General features: G+C 60.5%; 14 protein-coding genes. 8 read left to right on the forward strand and 6 right to left on the reverse strand.

All coding sequences use genetic code 11. The features are described from left to right. Positions 1-7: 7 nt before the first annotated feature. A complete protein-coding gene (locus ACM6JQ_RS09735) occupies positions 8-718 on the reverse strand; it encodes a carboxymuconolactone decarboxylase family protein (protein WP_414893667.1) in 711 nt (236 codons plus the stop codon). Positions 719-1024: 306 nt separating this feature from the next. Here ACM6JQ_RS09735 and ACM6JQ_RS09740 point away from each other — a divergent pair, with 306 nt between their 5' ends. Both ACM6JQ_RS09740 and ACM6JQ_RS09745 read left to right on the forward strand, forming a co-directional pair. Next, entirely contained in the window at positions 1025-1972 is a 948-nt protein-coding gene (locus ACM6JQ_RS09740) for an NAD(P)-dependent alcohol dehydrogenase (protein WP_414893668.1), read from the forward strand. Further along, on the forward strand, positions 1972-2676 hold the full coding sequence (locus tag ACM6JQ_RS09745; protein ID WP_102899148.1) for a helix-turn-helix transcriptional regulator: 705 nt from the start codon (positions 1972-1974) through the stop codon (positions 2674-2676). Before ACM6JQ_RS09740 ends, ACM6JQ_RS09745 begins: the two co-directional genes overlap by 1 nt. A gap of 33 nt (positions 2677-2709) precedes the next feature. Here ACM6JQ_RS09745 and ACM6JQ_RS09750 read toward each other — a convergent pair whose 3' ends face one another. Then, the gene (locus ACM6JQ_RS09750) at positions 2710-3294 is read right to left on the reverse strand and encodes a TetR/AcrR family transcriptional regulator (RefSeq protein WP_414893669.1); all 585 of its coding nucleotides are present in this window, start codon (positions 3292-3294) and stop codon (positions 2710-2712) included. A 212-nt stretch (positions 3295-3506) separates the two neighbouring features. On the opposite strand from ACM6JQ_RS09750, the gene ACM6JQ_RS09755 reads away from it, so the two are divergent. From ACM6JQ_RS09755 to ACM6JQ_RS09770, 4 genes are all read left to right on the forward strand, one after another. Further along, on the forward strand, positions 3507-4184 hold the full coding sequence (locus ACM6JQ_RS09755) for a type 1 glutamine amidotransferase domain-containing protein (RefSeq protein ID WP_123376759.1): 678 nt from the start codon (positions 3507-3509) through the stop codon (positions 4182-4184). A gap of 105 nt (positions 4185-4289) precedes the next feature. Continuing rightward, positions 4290-5414 (forward strand): alkene reductase, encoded by a 1125-nt coding sequence (locus ACM6JQ_RS09760; protein WP_414893670.1) that lies wholly within the window; start codon positions 4290-4292, stop codon positions 5412-5414. A gap of 279 nt (positions 5415-5693) precedes the next feature. Further along, positions 5694-7232: a cryptochrome/photolyase family protein gene (locus ACM6JQ_RS09765; protein ID WP_414893671.1), complete on the forward strand. Its 1539-nt coding sequence runs from the start codon at positions 5694-5696 to the stop codon at positions 7230-7232. 128 nt (positions 7233-7360) lie between these two features. Continuing rightward, complete coding sequence (locus ACM6JQ_RS09770) at positions 7361-9823, forward strand: PAS domain-containing protein (RefSeq protein ID WP_414893672.1); 2463 nt, start codon at positions 7361-7363, stop codon at positions 9821-9823. Here ACM6JQ_RS09770 and ACM6JQ_RS09775 read toward each other — a convergent pair. Continuing rightward, positions 9785-11332: a sensor domain-containing diguanylate cyclase gene (locus tag ACM6JQ_RS09775; RefSeq protein ID WP_095111871.1), complete on the reverse strand. Its 1548-nt coding sequence runs from the start codon at positions 11330-11332 to the stop codon at positions 9785-9787. The genes ACM6JQ_RS09770 and ACM6JQ_RS09775 overlap by 39 nt on opposite strands. A 265-nt stretch (positions 11333-11597) precedes the next feature. Between ACM6JQ_RS09775 and ACM6JQ_RS09780 the strand changes: the two genes are divergently transcribed. After that, the gene (locus tag ACM6JQ_RS09780) at positions 11598-12848 is read left to right on the forward strand and encodes an MFS transporter (protein ID WP_414893673.1); all 1251 of its coding nucleotides are present in this window, start codon (positions 11598-11600) and stop codon (positions 12846-12848) included. 81 nt (positions 12849-12929) lie between these two features. On the opposite strand, the gene ycaC is transcribed toward ACM6JQ_RS09780, so the two are convergent. Next, positions 12930-13562, reverse strand: coding sequence for an isochorismate family cysteine hydrolase YcaC (gene ycaC, locus ACM6JQ_RS09785; RefSeq protein WP_064390431.1), 633 nt, complete (start codon positions 13560-13562; stop codon positions 12930-12932). 318 nt (positions 13563-13880) lie between these two features. Between ycaC and ACM6JQ_RS09790 the strand changes: the two genes are divergently transcribed. After that, the gene (locus ACM6JQ_RS09790) at positions 13881-14627 is read left to right on the forward strand and encodes a response regulator transcription factor (RefSeq protein ID WP_095111869.1); all 747 of its coding nucleotides are present in this window, start codon (positions 13881-13883) and stop codon (positions 14625-14627) included. Positions 14628-14817: 190 nt separating this feature from the next. On the opposite strand, the gene ACM6JQ_RS09795 is transcribed toward ACM6JQ_RS09790, so the two are convergent. Further along, on the reverse strand, positions 14818-16776 hold the full coding sequence (locus ACM6JQ_RS09795; protein WP_414893674.1) for a MacB family efflux pump subunit: 1959 nt from the start codon (positions 16774-16776) through the stop codon (positions 14818-14820). Between the two features lie 2 nt (positions 16777-16778). Further along, positions 16779-17927 carry a macrolide transporter subunit MacA gene (macA, locus tag ACM6JQ_RS09800; RefSeq protein WP_414893675.1) on the reverse strand — a complete coding sequence of 383 codons (1149 nt, stop codon included), beginning with the start codon at positions 17925-17927 and terminating at the stop codon, positions 16779-16781. Positions 17928-17993: the final 66 nt, after the last annotated feature.

Here is a 17993-nt window from a genome sequence, read left to right on the forward strand (position 1 = left end):
TGTTCAGTCAGCCCGGCGCGCGCTGGCTGAACACTTCCTTGAACACCGGCACGGCGGAAAACGCATTCGGCCATCCGGCATAGAAAGCCAGTTGGGTAATCATTTCCGCCGCTTCGGTCTGGCTCAAACCGTTGTCCATCGCCCGACCCAGGTGATAGCCGACCTGGCCGGTCTGCCCGTTGGCCACCAACGAACTGACCGTGATCAGGCTGCGATCGCGAGGCGCCAGACCTGGCCGCAACCACAGATCGCGGAACAGCGCTTCGGTGGTGAACTCGACCAGCCCCGGCGCCACTGATCCCACCGCCGCATTCACGCGCTCCACGCGGTCAGCTTCGCGAGCCTGGTCCAGCGGCAACAACGACGGCGCAACCGGCGCCAGTTGCTCAGCACCGATGTTGCGCGCGGTGAACACCTCGCCGGCGATAGGCAGCGCCGCTGCCGCATTGCCCCAGCCGGAATAAAACGCCAGGTGATTGAGCGTTTCGGACAGTTCCAGCGGTGTGACACCGTTGTCCAGTGCGAGGTTGAATTGCGCGGCCATCTCGGCGGTTTGTCCGCGTGCGATCAACACTGCAACGGTTACCAGACTGCGGTCACGGGGTGACAATCCGGGGCGCTTCCATACTTCGCCAAACAACATGGCATCGGTGTTATGAGCCAGTGCCGGGGATACGGCAGCCGCGGCATCGGAGGTCATTGCGGGTGAACGTTTCATGGAGGTCGAACCTTTTTCAGTTGAAGCACAGGCTGTCAGCAACAGTGCGATGGCCGTCAACAGAAGTCGGCGGGAATGGGTGACGTTTCGAACCGGGCGTGCTGCCATCGCTAAGCGCCTGCTGGCGGGATAATCAGCCGCTACGTTAAACCGACGAGGATCCTGCGACTATCGGCGCTGAGCTTCATGAAGTCATGAACACCGTTCATCAATCCGTCTTCTCGATAGAAAGCGAATGGTGCCAAAAACTGGCACTGCCCCGTTATAGAGTCGGCGTCATGTCCACTCTCGGAAGGCGAACCCGACATGTCAGCGAGCTATAAACGTATTCAGTACTCACGCTACGGCGGTCCGGAGGTGATGCACATTGAAGCATTCCCGTTGCCGGCACCCGGCAAGGATGAAGTGCTCGTGCAGGTCAAATGTGCAGCGATCAACCCCATCGACTGGAAGTTGCGCCAGGGCCGGATGAAGCTCATCACCGGCAGAACATTTCCGCGCGCGATGGGCATGGATTTCTCCGGCGTGGTTCTTGCGGTTGGGGCGAGCGTCAGCCGCTTCCGGGTCGGCGACGCGGTTTTCGGGCTATCCCGCTTCAAAGAAAGTGGCGCATTGGGCGAAGCCGTCGTGACCAGGGAGGACTTTCTGGCGAGCAAACCGGATACTCTTTCCTTCGCCGATGCGGCGTGCCTCGGCACACCGGGCATTACCGCGTGGAACGGGTTGATAGACAAGGCCAGACTGCAAGCCGGTCAGCAGGTTTTCATCAATGGTTGCGCGGGGGCAGTCGGCGAAGCGGCGGTGCAGATCGCCCTGATGTCGGGGGCCACGGTATCGGGCAGTTGCAGCGCGTCGGACGTTGCCCGGGCACAGGCGCAGGGGGTATCGACCGTCTACGACTACCGGTTAACGGACCTGAAGAGGCTGCCGGCGCGCTTCGATGTGGTGTATGACACAGCCGCGACGATGACGGTCTCGACCGGTATCGGATTGCTGCGTCCGGGCGGCTGTTTGCTTGATCTCAATCCGGGTCCGTGTAAGTTCCTGCGTGGCTTGATTGATCGGCGACTGAAACTGGTCATCGGCACACCGCGACACGAAATCCTCGAAACACTGGCCAGTGCCGCCAGTGAGGCACGCTTGAAGATTCGGCTAGGAGAAGTGGTGCCGCTGGACGGCGCCATACAACTGATCCGCGAGCTCGAACAGGGCCGCAAACTCGGCGGCAAAGGTGTCGTCGCCATGGAGCGTTAATGGCCAGAAGTCATCGTCTGTTTGAGCTGATGCAAGCGCTGCGGCGCCATCGTCGTACGGTGTCCGGCAAAGCCTTGGCGGCTGAATTGGGCGTGTCGTTGCGCACGATTCGCCGCGACATCGTCACGCTGCAAGGCATGGGGGCCGAGATCGACGGCGAGCCGGGCCTTGGGTATGTGCTCAAGCCCGGTTTTGTCCTGCCGCCTTTATCGTTCAGCGCCGAGGAAATACAGGCCTTGGTCATCGGTGCGCAATGGGTCAGCCGGCAGACCGACAGCCAACTCGCGGGCGCCGTCAACAATGCCCTGGCGAAAATCAGTGCCGTGCTGCCCGCGCAGATGCGGCCGATCTTCGAAGACGAAACCTTTTACGTGGCCAAGCCGCACAAGCCCGGCACAACCATCGACCTCAGCGAGATTCGTCGGGCGCTGCGCGAGCAGAACAAGCTGCGCATCGCGCTAGCGCTCGAACATGCGGAGGCCGCCGAACACATCATCTGGCCGATCATGTTGGGCTTTATCGAAGGCAAGCGCTGCATCGCGGCGTGGTGCGAAGGCGACAGCCGGTTTCGCGTGATCGATATGGCTGACCTTGCGACGGTGCAGGTGCTTGTCGAACACTACGCGCCTGACCGCCGGCGCTTGATCAAACAATGGCGTGCCGAGGATGTGCGGCCCTGCAACAGTCAGGGCGAGGTGTGTTGAGTCATGTAACCTGGCCCACAACGGCCCCACCGCTCATACCGCCAGCAGTTGTCGGGTCATCGCCATCGAGGTCTGCAACGACTGCCCGGTACGCTGCAATTTGTTCAGCAAACTGGCGCCCAACCACAACTGATACAAGGTTTCCGCCAGATGCCGGGCATCGCCCTGGGGCAGGCATTTTTCAGCCTGGCCCTGCTCGATGCACAGGGCAATGCGAGCCACCACTTGCTCGGCGCCATCGCGCAAGGTCAGGCGCATCGACTCCGACAGGTCGGCGACTTCGGCGCTGAGCTTGACTACCAGACACTCATCGCCATGCCCTTCGAGGGTGCAGCGGTTCTGCCAGCCCTGCCAGTAATCCATCAGCCGCTCATGGGCGCTCAGCCCCGGCAGCGTCAGGCGGCGTTCCATGTCGGCGAGGTAGCCGACGAAATAATCCGCGAGCAACGCCTGGCCGTACAACTCTTTGGATTTGAAGTAGTGATAGAACGAACCCTTGGGCACACCGGCGGTTTGCAGGATTTCGTTGAGGCCGACACTGGTGAAGCCCTTCTCGGCCATCATCCGGTGGCCGGTGTCGAGCAAGTGTTGGCGGGTGTCGTCGTAGGTCGCTTTCATGGGGCGCAAGTTACCAGGCAATAGACCAGTCGTATATTGGGAGGAACGGAAGTTTGCCACACCTGTCGATGAAAAACTGCAGGATAAAAAATTACTAGACGACTGGTCTAATTGGAATCTATGCTGCGCCCCGACAAACGTTTTCTGACCGGTGTGGCCGATGTGCGAATCCTTCGCTCAATCGAAGACACCTGATCGACTCAAGGTGCTCTATGAAAATCCTGATGGTTTTGACTTCCCACGATCAACTCGGCGACACCGGCAAGAAAACCGGTTTCTGGCTGGAAGAGTTCGCCGCGCCCTACTACGCCTTCAAGGACGCCGGCGCCGACGTCACGCTGGTCTCACCGGCCGGTGGCCAGCCGCCGCTGGACCCGAAAAGCGATGAGCCTGATGCCCAGACGGCCGAGACCGATCGCTTCCGCAAAGACTCTGCCGCGCAACAGGCACTCGCCAACACCGGTCGCTTGGCCGACGTCAGCGCAGATGATTTCGATGCGGTGTTTTACCCCGGCGGCCACGGCCCACTGTGGGACCTGGCCGAAGACAAGCAGTCGATCGCATTGATCGAAGCCTTCGACCGCGCCAACAAACCCCACGGTTTTGTCTGCCATGCACCGGGTGTGTTGCGTCACGCCCTCACCGCTGACGGCAAACCGCTGGTGCAGCACCGCCAGGTCACCGGTTTCACCAATGCCGAAGAAGCGGCCGTTGGCCTGACGGACGTGGTGCCGTTCCTGATCGAGGACGAGTTCCAGCGCCTCGGCGGCCATTATTCGAAAGTCGCTGACTGGCAGGTTCATGTGGTCGCCGACGGGCAATTGGTCACCGGCCAGAATCCAGCCAGCTCCGCCGCTGTCGCTGAAAAACTGCTGAAGATGCTGGGCTAAAACTTCGCTTCCAACCTTCCTAACGCCGAGTGCGTCTTGCTCGGCGTTATTTTTTCACCCAATCAATAGTCGACTGGTCTAATAAACGCCAAGACAAGGTAATCCATGAATAGCAGCACGTTCTTCACACCCGCCAAACTCGGCAACCACACCCTGAAAAACCGTATCGTCCTGCCACCCCTCACCCGTCAGCGCAGCACCCAACCGGGCAACATCGCCAATGAGTTGATGGCCGAGTATTACCAACAACGTGCCGGCGCCGGTCTGCTGGTCACCGAAGGCACGCAGATCGAACCCCGTGGCCAGGGTTATGCGTGGACGCCGGGCATTCATACGCCTGAGCAAATCGCCGGTTGGCGCAAAGTCACCGAGGCGGTGCATGCCGTGGACGGGGTGATTTTCGCCCAGTTGTGGCACGTCGGCCGCGTCTCCCACACCGCACTGCAGCCCGACGGCGCGGCGCCGGTTTCTGCCTCTGCCGTGGCTACCGATCGGGTCAGCGTGTTTATCGAAACTGCGCCCGGTGCCGGTGAACTGGTTCCGCCGTCGGCACCTCGTGCGCTGAGCACCGATGAAGTTCAGGAGTTGGTTCAGCTGTACATCCAGGCCGCACGCAACGCCATGGACGCCGGTTTCGACGGCATCGAATTGCACTGCGCCAACGGGTATCTGGTGAACCAGTTCATCTCCGCCCACAGCAATTTGCGCAACGATCAGTACGGTGGTTCGTTGCAAAATCGTCTGCGCTTTCTCAAGGAAGTGGTCGCCGGTGTCGCCGAGTGCATCGGCAAGGAAAAAGTCGGCGTGCGGTTTGCGCCGCTGTTCACCACCACCGATGAAGCGCGGACCTATTTGGGCATGGTCGAAGAGGATCCGCACACCACCTACATCGAAGCGATCAAAGTGCTGCAGGACGTGGGCATCGCCTATCTGTCCATCGCCGAAGCCGACTGGGACAACGCGCCGGCGATGCCCCTCACGTTTCGTCAGGCCGTACGCGACACCTTCAGCGGCGCGATCATTTATGCCGGGCGCTACACCGCAGAATCCGGCGCGCAACTGCTCGATTCCGGGCTGGCAGACTTGGTCGCTTTTGGCCGCCCGTTCATGGCCAACCCCGATCTGCCTGCGCGGATTGCCAATGACTGGCCGTTGAATGCGTTGAACCCGGCGACGGTGTATGGCGGCAGCGCCGAGGGCTATGTGGATTACCCCGTTTATCCCGCCTAAGCCTTTCAAGACACAGTAAACGCTCGCGAAATATCGGGAGCGTTTATCCGAGTCGGAGTGCAAGCCCTTGTGGGAGCGAGCCTGCTCGCGAAAGCGGCGTGTCAGTCACTCACAATGTTGAATGTGACGACGCCTTCACGAGCAGGCTCGCTCCTACAGGGGGGATGTGAATATTCACCGCACAAAAACCTATACACAGACTACAATCTGTACAACTATCTGGACTTGAGTTTAAACGTCCACTCGGCAGCTTGCTGCTCATTACGCTGAATCCGTGAAATGAACAAAACCCATCGGCTGTGCCTCGTTCTGGGTGACCAGTTATCGTTTGATCTGGCTTCATTGGCAGGTCTGGATCGCGAACAGGATCGTGTGCTGCTGGTCGAGGTCATGGAGGAAGCCACCCATGTTGCCCATCATCCGCAGAAGATCGCGCTGATCTTCAGCGCCATGCGTCACTTCGCTAAAGCCCTGAAAGATCAGGGCATCCGTGTGCATTACGTGACCCTCGACGACCCGCAAAACAGCGGCTCGGTGCCCGGCGAATTAAAGCGCTGGCAGACACTACTGCAGGCCAACGAATTGCACCTGACCGAATGCGGCGACTGGCGTCTGGAGCAATCACTGAAGGATTGTGGCTTGCCGATCCACTGGCATGCCGACAACCGTTTCCTGTGCAGCCGCGACGAATTCCGCGCGTGGGCCGCAGACAAAAAGCAACTGCGCATGGAATTTTTCTACCGCGAGATGCGCCGCAAAAGTCGCCTGTTGCTCAATGGCGATGGCACGCCCGTCGGCGGCGCGTGGAACTTTGATGCCGACAATCGCAAAGCCCTGCCCAAAACCGTCAAGGCGCCCTACCCGACGGGTTTTACCAACGATGCAATCACCCTCGATGTCCTCGCACTGGTCAAGGATCGCTTCGCCAGTCACTACGGCAGCCTGGACGATTTCAACTATCCGGTGACGCACGCCGACGCCCAGGCATTGTGGGCCTACTTTCTCGACTATGGTCTGGCGGGCTTCGGCGATTATCAGGACGCAATGGCCCGCGACGAACCGTTTCTGTTCCATGCGCGTATCAGCGCTGCACTGAACATTGGCTTGCTCGATCTGCGTCAAGTCTGCAGTGATGTGGAGTCTGCCTACTGGTCCGGCAGCATTGCCCTGAACTCCGCCGAAGGTTTCATTCGCCAACTGATCGGCTGGCGCGAATACGTCCGTGGCGTTTACTGGCTGCACATGCCGGAGTACGCCGAGGGCAATGCCTTCGGTAATACGCGGCGCTTGCCAGAGTTTTACTGGACCGGCGCAACGCAGATGAACTGCATGCGCCAGGCCATCGGCCAAAGCCTCAAACACGCCTACGCCCATCACATTCAGCGCCTGATGGTGACAGGCAATTTCGCCCTGCTCGCCGGTATCGCGCCGAGCCAGATCTGTGAATGGTATCTGGCCATTTACATGGACGCGTTCGACTGGGTCGAGCTGCCCAACACCCTCGGCATGGTCATGCACGCCGATGGCGGTTACCTCGGCTCCAAGCCTTATTGCGCCAGCGGCCAGTACATCAACCGGATGTCCGACTACTGTCGCGACTGTGCCTACTCGGTGCGCGAAACCACGGCTGACAACGCGTGCCCGTTCAACGCGTTGTACTGGCATTTTCTGATGCGCCACGGCGACCTTCTGCGCGGCAATCAGCGCATGGGCATGATGTACAAAAACCTCGACCGCATGCCGCCGGAAAAGCAGCAGGCCTTGTGGCAGCGCGGGCAGAGCTTGCTCGACAGACTGGATCGCGGCGAATCGCTATGAAAACGCGTGCCCCCTTGGCTCGCGTGCAACTTAAACATGAGACCCCGGGTCAATGGCTCACAAAGCTTGCAAAGTCGATGGCTTGAAACACGCCAATTAAACGCAGAGCAACAATAAAGGCATGAGGAGTGGATACCCTGAAACAGCTTACTCGCGAGGAGCTTGAGTCCGAAGTCACGCGCCTGCGTCTGGCCGTCAAAGCGACCTGCGACGCCGTCTGGGACTGGGATCTGAAAACCAATCAGGTCATCTGGAACGACTCGCTGCAACAGGCGTATGGCTACGCGTCAGCAGCCATCGAGCCGACGTGTGACTGGCGGTTTGCGCAGATTCACACGCAGGATCGCGCACGCGTGACGACCTCGATTCGCTCAGCAATTGACGGCTCCGGGACGACCTGGAGCGCTGAGTACCGCTTCCTCTGCCACGATGGTTCGTACGCCGAAGTGCTGGATCGCGGACACCTGATTCGCAATGCCGATGGCCAGGCCGAACGCATGATCGGGGCGATGCTCGACCTGACCCGCTCGCGCAGTGCCGAAACTGCATTGCGTCGTAGCGAAGAACGTTTCAGCACCATTCTGGAAACCATCGAAGCCGCGTTCGCCATCGTCAAAGTCAAATTCGACGCCGACGACCACCCGATCGACTATTGCTTTGTCGAGGCCAACCCGGCGTTCGAGCGTCAGGCGGGGGTCAACCTGCGGGGCAAATGGGTCACCGAGTTTGCGCCCAACCTGGAGAAGTTCTGGTTCGAAACCTACGGCCATGTGGCCAAGACCGGCGAGCCGGCCAACTTCGAGAACTACGCCAATACCTTCGAACGCTGGTTCGATGTGCGTGCCGTGCGCGTCGGCGACCCGGCCGATCGGCAGATCGCGATCTTCTTCAGCGATGTCACCGAGCGCCGCGACGCGCAGGAGCGTTTGCGCATCAGCGAGGCGGTCGCTCGGGAGAACGTCGAACGCGTGCAACTGGCCCTCGCCGCTGGCGCCATTATCGGTACCTGGCATTGGCACCTGCCCAGCGATCGCTTCAGCGTCGATGAAGCCTTCGCGCGGGTGTTCGACCTCGACCCCGCCTGGGGGCTCGACGGTCTGAGCCTGGAACAAGTAGTAATGACCGTTCACCCGGACGACCGGGAGGGACTGATAGCCGCCATCAACGAAGTCAAAGCCCGCGGCGGGGCCTATTCGCACCAGTACCGAGTGCGCGGCGCGGATGGCAAATACACCTGGATTGAAGCCAACGGCCGCGTCGAGTGCGCCGAAGACGGCACGCCTTTGCGCTTTCCCGGCGTGCTCATCGATGTCGAAGACCGGCGCAATGTCGAAGCCGAGCGCGACCGGGTCACCGCTGCGTTAAAGGCCCTCAATGACACACTGGAACAACGGGTCTCGGCGCGCACCGCAGAGCTGATGCAGGCCGAAGAAAAGTTGCGGCAATCACAGAAAATGGAAGCGGTCGGGCAACTCACCGGCGGTCTGGCGCATGACTTCAACAACCTGCTGGCGGGTATCTGCGCATCCCTTGAGCTGATGGACAAACGCATCGCCCAAGGGCGTCTGAGCGACATCGACAAATACATGCTGATCGCACAAGACGCCGCCAAACGCGCAACGGCCCTGACCCATCGCCTGCTGGCCTTCTCCAGGCGGCAGACACTCGATCCCCGGCCAACGGAAGTCAACGCGCTGATTGCCGGCATGACCGAACTGATCCAGCGCACCGTTGGCCCGAGCATTCGCCTGAAGACGGTCGTCGCCGCCGACCTGTGGCCGGCGCTGGTCGATGCCAGTCAACTGGAAAACGCCCTGCTCAACCTGTGCATCAACGCTCGCGACGCGATGCCCGACGGCGGCAGCATCACCGTCGAAACCGCCAATCGCACCCTGGATGCTGAAGCGGCGCGCGTAAGGGAAATGCCCGAAGGGCAATACTTGTGCCTGTCTGTCGCCGACACCGGAACCGGTATGAGTGCAGAAGTGATGGCCAAGGCCTTCGACCCGTTTTTCACCACCAAACCGCTGGGCCAGGGCACGGGGCTGGGGCTGTCGATGATCTACGGTTTCACCAAGCAATCTGGCGGACAGGTGCGGGTGCAATCGACCGTGGGTCAAGGCACCACCATGTGCGTTTACCTGCCGCGCTACCTCGGCGAAACGCAGCGCAATCACGATGACGCGCAAAGCTTGGCAACGCCTCAAACCAAGGCCGGCGAGACCATCCTGATTGTCGACGACGAACCCACCGTTCGCACGCTGCTCAAAGACGTGCTGAACGACCTTGGCTACAACCTGCTCGAAGCGTGCGACAGCGTTGAGGGTCTGGAAGTATTGCGCTCCAGCGCGCACATCGATTTGCTCATCACCGATGTCGGCTTGCCCGGCGGCATGAACGGCCGACAAATGGCCGATGCAGGCAGGCAGATCAGGCCGAAACTGAAGACGTTGTTTATCACCGGATATGCGGAAAGCTCAGTGATCGGCAACGGTCAACTCGGCCCGGGCATGCAGGTACTGACCAAACCCTTTGTCGTCGACACGCTGGTGTCACGCGTCAGTGGCCTGCTGTCCATCGACGTCGAGTAAGCGCTGCGCTCGGGATGCCATGAACCGGTTGCGCCCCGCGGTTTTCGCTTGATACAGCGCCTGATCGGCTGACTCGATCAAACCGTGCGCAGGGTCCAGGCGTGAAGCGCGCGCGGCGGCGATGCCGATGCTCAGGCTCACGCGGGCCACGGGACTGGAGGGGTGAGCAATGTTTGCTTGCTGTAAACGCTCAATGATCAACTGCGCTACCACGGCGGCACCGTCGATGTCGGTGGCGGGCATGATGACCGCGAACTCCTCGCCGCCGTAGCGCGCGACCAGGTCTGACGGTCGCCGCACACATTCATCCAGCACCCTGGCGACGGCTTGCAGACAGGCGTCGCCGGCAACGTGCCCGAGCGCATCATTGAAGCGCTTGAAATAGTCGATATCGATCATCAACAAGGCCAGCGACGAGCCGTCGCGCTGTGCCCGCCGCGCCTCTGTGGCCAGGGTCTGATCAAAGCAACGCCGATTCGCCAAACCGGTCAGCGCATCTTTCATGGCCAACAACTCCAACTGTCGGTTCGAGCCGAGCAATTGCTGCTGAGCGATGCGCAGTTCGCCTTCCACTTGGGTCCGGCGCCGGATATCGAGAATCAAGAACCAGCCAATCAGACCGGTAAGCCCCAACAGCCCCGCCACCACCACCGCCGACAGCAACGCCTCGGTTCGCCAGGCCGCGAGGGCTTCACGCTTGCCGATGGCGACCGTGGTGATCAGGGGCAATTTTTCACTTTTGCGGAAGGCGTAGAGGCGTTCGACGCCATCCAGGCTGGAGGTATAAGAGGCGGTGCCGACCGATTGATCGACCAGGTATTTGGCGTAGATCGGCGACTTGGAAAAGTTGCGGCCCATGTCCTGCTCGCGGAAGGGATAGCGCACCAGCAACGTACCGTCGGTATAGGACAGGCCGATGGCCCCGTCCTGGCCGATGTCGAGTTTGCCGAACAGACGCAGAAAGTTTTCCACGCCAAGGGTCACGGCCACGACCCCGGCAAACTCGCCGCGATCATCATTGAAACGGCGGCTGACGGTGATCACCCATTCCTGATTGGAACGGCTGCGGATCGGAGGCCCGATAAAGGGTTCGCGGCTCGGATCGTCGCGATGATGAATGAAGTAGGCTCGATCAACGCTGCTGGCACCCACCGGAATCGGCCGGTTCGACGACATCAGCCAATGACCATCGCGGTCATAGATAGTGATACCGCTCAGCTGTGGCATCAGCGGTTGCTGGCGGTTGACCAGCGCACTCAGGCGCTGGATCTGCGCGGGGCCACTGCCCTCGGTTTCCAGGCGCTCGACCAGCCCGAGCAACAGCAGCGAACTTTGCCGGACAATGCCTTCGGAATAGGTCTCGAGTGCCTGGGTCAGGTTCAACCCGTGCACGTTGACTTCCTCCAGCGCGCGATCGCGCGAAGACAGCACTTTCCAGATGGTCAGCGACGCCAGGGAGCAGCCGATGACCAGCAACAAGAGAATGACGAGGTGGGTATCACGCTTCACGAAAGTACCTAATGGAAAGTCCGGTTTCCGGTTCCGGCCGTTACTGATTCAAGGCAATAACAGCGGTCGTATGTCCTCGACCGGCGCAAGGATACAAGTAGCGCGTCGAACGTGCAGCAACCGTATGACGGAACGTCGTTTTCAGGCCTTAGGCGTTGTTTCGCAACGACACGGCAGCAGCTTGCAACTTATATTCACGGCCGCAGGTCATTAGGCTTGCTGAGGTTGAATCCATCCGCAAACCTCTAACATTGAAGACACCGCCGTGGCCGCTGACCTCGATCGCCGCAACAACCTGTCACTGGACAGCCTGAATTTTTTCCTCGCCGACGTGCGCGACGGTCTCGGTCCCTATCTGGCCATTTACTTACTGGCGGTGCATCACTGGGAGCCGGCCAGCATTGGCCTGGTGATGACCATTGCCGGGGTCGCTGCACTGATCACCCAGACGCCGGCCGGCGCCTGGGTCGACAACAGCCGGCGCAAACGTGCGTTGATTGCGATCGCCGCGCTGCTGGTGACCGGCAGTTGCCTGCTGCTGCCGTTCGTGACGTCCTTCACGTGGGTGGCGTTGACGCAAACCCTGAGTGCGATGGCCGCTTCGATATTCGCCCCGGCCATTTGCGCAATTACCCTGGGCATGACCGGGCCACGAGCGTTCACGCGGCGAACCGGGCGCAACGAAACCTTCAATCATGCCGGCAATGCCTGCGCCGCCCTGCTGGCCGGGGTGTTCGCGTATCTGTTCGGCCCGGTGGCGGTGTTTTATCTGATGGCGGCCATGGCCCTGGCCAGTGTCATTGCCATCGCCTGCGTTTCGCCAGCAGCCATCGACCATGATCTGGCCCGCGGACTCGATCCTGCCGACGCTGGCCATCGCCAGCCTTCCGGTTTATCCGTGTTGCTGGGTAATCGCTCACTGTTGCTGTTTGCCATTTGCTGTGCGCTGTTCCACCTCGCCAACGCGGCGATGTTGCCGCTGGTAAGCCAGAAACTCGCGCAAACCAATTTGCAGATGGCGACTCCGCTGACCTCGGCCTGCATCGTCGCGGCGCAACTGGTGATGGTGCCGGCGGCATTGCTGGTCGGGGCGAAAGCCGATGTGTGGGGACGCAAACCGCTGCTGCTGGCCGGTTTTCTGATCCTGCCGTTGCGCGGTGTGCTCTACACCCTGTCGGACGACGCCTATTGGCTGGTCGCGGTGCAGATGCTCGACGGCGTCGGCGCCGGTCTGTTCGGCGCCTTGTTTCCAATCATGGTCAAGGATCTCACCCAGGGCACCGGTCACTTCAACATCAGCCTTGGCGCACTGACGACAGCTTTCGGACTAGGCGCGGCGCTGAGCAACGGCCTCGCTGGATTCGTGGTGCAAGAGGCCGGTTACAGTGCAGCGTTTCTTACTTTGGCCGCTATTGCGGCAGTGGCTGTTGTCCTGCTCGGGATCGGGGTGCCGGAAACCCAGCGCAGTGGTCGTCTGGCTGAAACCGGCGTGGTCGAGGCCGCTGCAGAATCCTGAACGTATCCTGCTGTTCAGCTTTAACGTACGAGCACGACAAAAGCCTGCTTTTCAGGGCAGGCTTTCGTTTGTCGCGCAGGATTATTTCTGCTGAGCCGTCAGCGCCGAATAGCTGTTCATCAGGTTGCGGTAGTTAGGGATCCGCTGCGACAGCAGATTGCCCAAACCTTCAATATCGTTGCGCCAGTCGCGGTGCAGCTCACACGCCACCGAGAACCAGTTCATCATCTGTGCGCCGGCCTGCGTCATGCGGCTCCACGCGGCTTGTTGCACCGTGGTGTTGAAGGTGCCCGACGCATCAGTCACCACAAACACATCAAACCCTTCTGCCAGCGCCGACAAGGTCGGGAACGCTACACAGACATCCGTCACTACACCGGCAATGATGATCTGTTTACGGCCGGTAGCCTTGATCGCTTTGACGAAGTCTTCGTTGTCCCAGGCGTTGATCTGACCTGGGCGAGCGATGTACGGCGCATCCGGGAACATTTCTTTCAGTTCCGGCACCAGCGGGCCGTTCGGGCCTTGTTCGAAACTGGTGGTGAGGATGGTCGGCAGTTCGAAGAACCTGGCCAGATCGGCCAGGGCCAGCACGTTGTTCTTGAATTCGTTGGGCGAGAAGTCCTGCACCAGAGAAATCAGGCCGGTCTGGTGGTCGACCAGCAGCACGATGGCGTCGTCTTTGTTCAGGCGGTTGTAGGTTGGAGTGGTCATGGTCTGCGTCCCTTTTGAGTTTTTGAAGTTGTTGTTGCGTTCAAGTTGGGTACAGATTACTGACGCATCGAAAAGGGATAAATCGGCTGAAAGGCGTTTCACCGTCAACCTGAACGGGACAATTCGCCATCGATGCCTCGGCGTTTTTACCTTCAACCCAGCAGAGTCGCGGTTATTAGCTAATAACACCTTCATTAAACCGTCGCTCAAACGTTGTACTAGGATAGGATCCAAGTCTGCGGTATTTCGTCGACCAAGGAGATCGTCGACGGTGCTGCAGACGTTTTTGAATTGACGCCTCTCAGGGATGACACGCATATGAACTCACACTTGTTCCCCCACATCGGCAAGGTCATCGCCAGCACCGGCAGCCGGCACTTTCCGCGCATGCTGCATGACCTGATCCTGACGCAACTGGCGGTGGACGCCACGCACATCCGGCAGATGCGTGTCGAACCGCTGGGCCGCGCATCGAGTCGCAATGAGCCGGAGCCGCTGAAAGAGCCGGCCCTGCTCGCCGAAACGGTGTTTTCCGAACACAGTGCGGCGGCCCACCACTTACAGAGTCCGCCGGCCGCAACCAGCGCAGACGCTTCGCAGCTGCACTTGACCCGGCGCAAGGACGGCTATCGCTACGTGATTTCGGTGTACCGCAACGGCGAGTCGCAGCGTTTTTCCGCGCAGGAGCGCAGCCTGTTGCAGGACATCTCCCCGGTGCTGCTGCCGATGGTGGAAAAACACATCAACGCCCTGCAACCGACCACCCCTGATCCACAAAGCCTACCCGAGGCCGCCGAAGGCAACGGTCCGGAAACCTTGCGCCTGCGCTTCGACGAACGCCTGGAGCAACTGGGGCTGAGCCTGTCCAACCGCGAAACCGAAGTGTGTGTCGGCCTGCTCGCCGGCCGCACGGCGCCGGAACTGGCCGAGCAGTTGGCGCTGAAGGTCAACACCGTGGAGAGTTATCTGAAACGGGCGGCGATCAAGTTGGGCATCAGTGGGCGGCATTCGTTGATGCGCTGGATGTATTCGCCGTTGGAGGCGTTGGCGTCGAGTGCGGCGTGACAGAGGTGGGTTTTGTGCACGGCTCTGGATCGCTACCCCCTCACCCCAGCCCTCTCCCCCAAGGGGGCGAGGGGGAAAGGGAGCAGATTTGTGTAGTTTTCGAGCCTGAGTTCGACGCGATATTCCAGGTCGGCGCACCTCGAAAGAACACCGCGGTCAGTCCCCTCTCCCTCTGGGAGAGGGTTCGCTTTTAATCCCGCGCCAACGCTTCAATCGGATCAAGCCGCGAAGCATTCCGTGCCGGCACAAACCCGAACACAATCCCGATCAACGTCGAACACACCACCGCCGTCAGCACCGACGCCAGCGAAAACACCATCTCCCATTCCTTGATAAACACCGAAAACAAATGCCCGATCGCATACGACAGGGATATCCCGATCGCTCCGCCCAACAGACACACCATCACCGCCTCCACCAGAAACTGCTGACGAATGTCCGACTGCCGCGCCCCCACCGCCATGCGAATACCAATCTCGCGAGTGCGTTCGGTCACCGATACCAGCATGATGTTCATCACTCCGATGCCGCCGACCACCAGGGAAATCACTGCAATCAGCGACAGCAACAACGCCAGCGAACGGCTGGTTTTCTGCACGGTCTGCAAGACGCTGTCGAGGTTGTTGGTGAAGAAATCCTTGGTACCGTGGCGTTGCAGCAGCAGTTGGGTGACGTGTTCTTCCACGACTTTGCTCGGCTGGCCGTCCTTCATGCGCACGCTGATGCTGTCCAGATAACGCTGGCCCAATACCCGCCCGGCCGCCGTTTCATAAGGCACCCAGACATTCAGGGTCTTGCCCGAGGCGAACAGGCTTTTATCCTGCGCCGCCACGCCGATCACCGTGCACGGCAGGTTGCCGATCAGGATCACCTGCCCCAACGGATCCACGTCTTGCCCGAACAAACGCTGGCGGGTGTTGTGATCGATGACCACCACCTGCGCCTGGCGCCGCGCATCGCTTTCGCTGAACGGGATGCCCGCAGCCATTTTGATCCCGCGCACTTTGAAGTACTGATCGCTGACGCCGTTGACTTGGGCGTCGAGGTCGATATTACGATAGCGCAGCAATAGGCTGCGGCCGATCATTGGCGTGGCGCTGTCGACGTAATACAGCTGATTCAGCGCGGTGACATCGGCCGGCGTCAGGGTTTCGATGGCCGCTGCACGTTTGTCGCCGTAACTGCTGCCGGGATAGACATCAATGGTGTTGCTGCCGATGGCGGCGATGTCCTTGAGCACGTAGTTCTTCGCGCCCTCGCCGACCGCCGAGATCGACACCACGGAAGTAATGCCGATGACGATGCCGAGCATGGTCAGCAAGGTGCGCATGCGATGGGAAATCAACGCCACCCAGGCCATGGCGAACGCTTCTTTGAACAGCCCGAGGCTGGCGACCAGGCGCCGTGACGCAGCCGCTTTCGGTGCCACCGGTTCTTCGCTGAGCAGGTGCGTGGTGTCGCGCTCGTTGGTGCGGTCGCTGAGGATTTCGCCGTCGCTGACTTCGATGATGCGCTCGGCGTTGGCAGCGACTTTCGGGTCGTGGGTCACCAGAATCACCGTATGCCCCGCCGCGTGCAGCTCCAGCAGGATACGCATGACTTCCTTGCCGCTGGCCGTGTCGAGTGCGCCGGTCGGCTCGTCGGCGAGGATCACTTCGCCGCCGTTCATCAAGGCGCGGGCGATACTCACCCGCTGCTGCTGACCGCCGGAGAGCTGGCTCGGCCGATGCGTCAAATGCCCTTCCAGACCCAGTCGCGCCAACAACTCGCGGGCGCGGGCGTGGCGCTGAAGCTGCGGCGTCCCGGCGTAAATCGCCGGCATCTCGACGTTGTGCATCGCGCTCAAATGCGGCAGCAAGTGGTAGCGCTGGAAGATGAAACCGAAGTAGTCGCGGCGCAGTTCGGCCAAGGCCTGATTGTCCAGATCGCGGGTTTCCTGGCCGTTGATCTTGTAGCTGCCGGCAGTGGCGTAATCAAGGCAGCCGAGGATGTTCATCAGGGTCGATTTGCCCGAGCCCGAGGCGCCAATGATCGCGACCATTTCCCCGGCATTAATCGTCAGGCTGATGTTGTTCAGCGCGAGAAATTCGCGGTCGCCAGCGGTGAAACTGCGGGTGATGCCGGTGAGCTGTAGCAGTGGCTCAGTCATGCTCAGGCCCCTGCCACATTGGTCAGCGGATCACCGATCACCACGCGATCGCCTTCCGCCAAGCCATCATTGATCTGCACTTTGACGTTGTTGTTGATCCCGGTTTGCACATTGCGCGATTGCGCGTGGCCCTTGGCGTCGAGCACCCGTACCGGAAAACTGCCATCGGCGTTGCGCGGGCCAAGCGCCGCGACCGGCACGGTCAGCACCGATTTGGCAGTGTCGAGGACGATGCGCACCTGCGCGGTCATCGATATGCGCAAACGATGGTCGGGGTTTGGCACCTCGAACAAGGCGTTGTAGAACACCGCGCTGCTTTGCTTTGGCGTGCCGGCGGGCGGCGTTTCGAGAAAGTTCTGCGGCGCCGGGTCGGTGCCGCGCAGTTTCGCGTAGTAGCGTTTGTCCTCACCGAGAATGGTGAAATACACCTCCTGCCCCGGGGCAATGTGAATCACATCGGCTTCGGACACCTGCGCCTTGACCGTCATGGTGTCCAGATCCGCCAGTTTCAGCAGGACCGGCGCCAGTTGGCTGGCGATCACCGTCTGGCCTTCCTGAGTGACCACGCCGACCACATCGCCATCGATCGGCGCGACAATCCGTGTGTACGCCAGATTGACCTTGGCCGTGTCGATCTGGATGTGCGCGCTTTTGATCTGCGCGTCCAGCGACATCAGGTTGGCCTGTTGTACCTGATAGTTCGACTCGGCATTTTCGAAATCCTGGCGCGAGATCGACGCGTCGTCCTGCAGGTTCTTGTAGCGCTCGTAAATCGCTTTGGTCTGCCTCAGTTGAGCCTGCGTGGCGCGCTTTTGCGCTTGCAGGTTTTCCTCATCGACCTGAGCCTGACGCAGGGTGTTCTGCAGCACCAGCGGATCGATTTCCGCCAGCCACTGCCCCTTCTTTACCTTGTCGCCAACCTTGACCTTGAGCGACTTCAATTGCCCGGACACCTGCGCACCGACGTCCACTTGTTTGATGCCTTCGAGCAACCCGGTGGCCAGCACCGCGTTTTCAATATCACCGCGCTCCACAGGCGCGGTCAGGTATTGCGGCGCCTCGGCCGGTGCCTGCACCGCGTAGAACGCCAATCCCGCCACCGCAACCAACGCCAGACCCATACCGACTTTGCGCAACTTCGACTTTTCCATAAATGACCACAAGTCCGTTCAGGGGTGAGCCCGGCCAGCGGCCGGGCTCTGGTAGATAAACAACAA

This window comes from Pseudomonas sp. IT-232MI5 (assembly GCF_949767845.1).
GTDB lineage: Bacteria > Pseudomonadota > Gammaproteobacteria > Pseudomonadales > Pseudomonadaceae > Aquipseudomonas.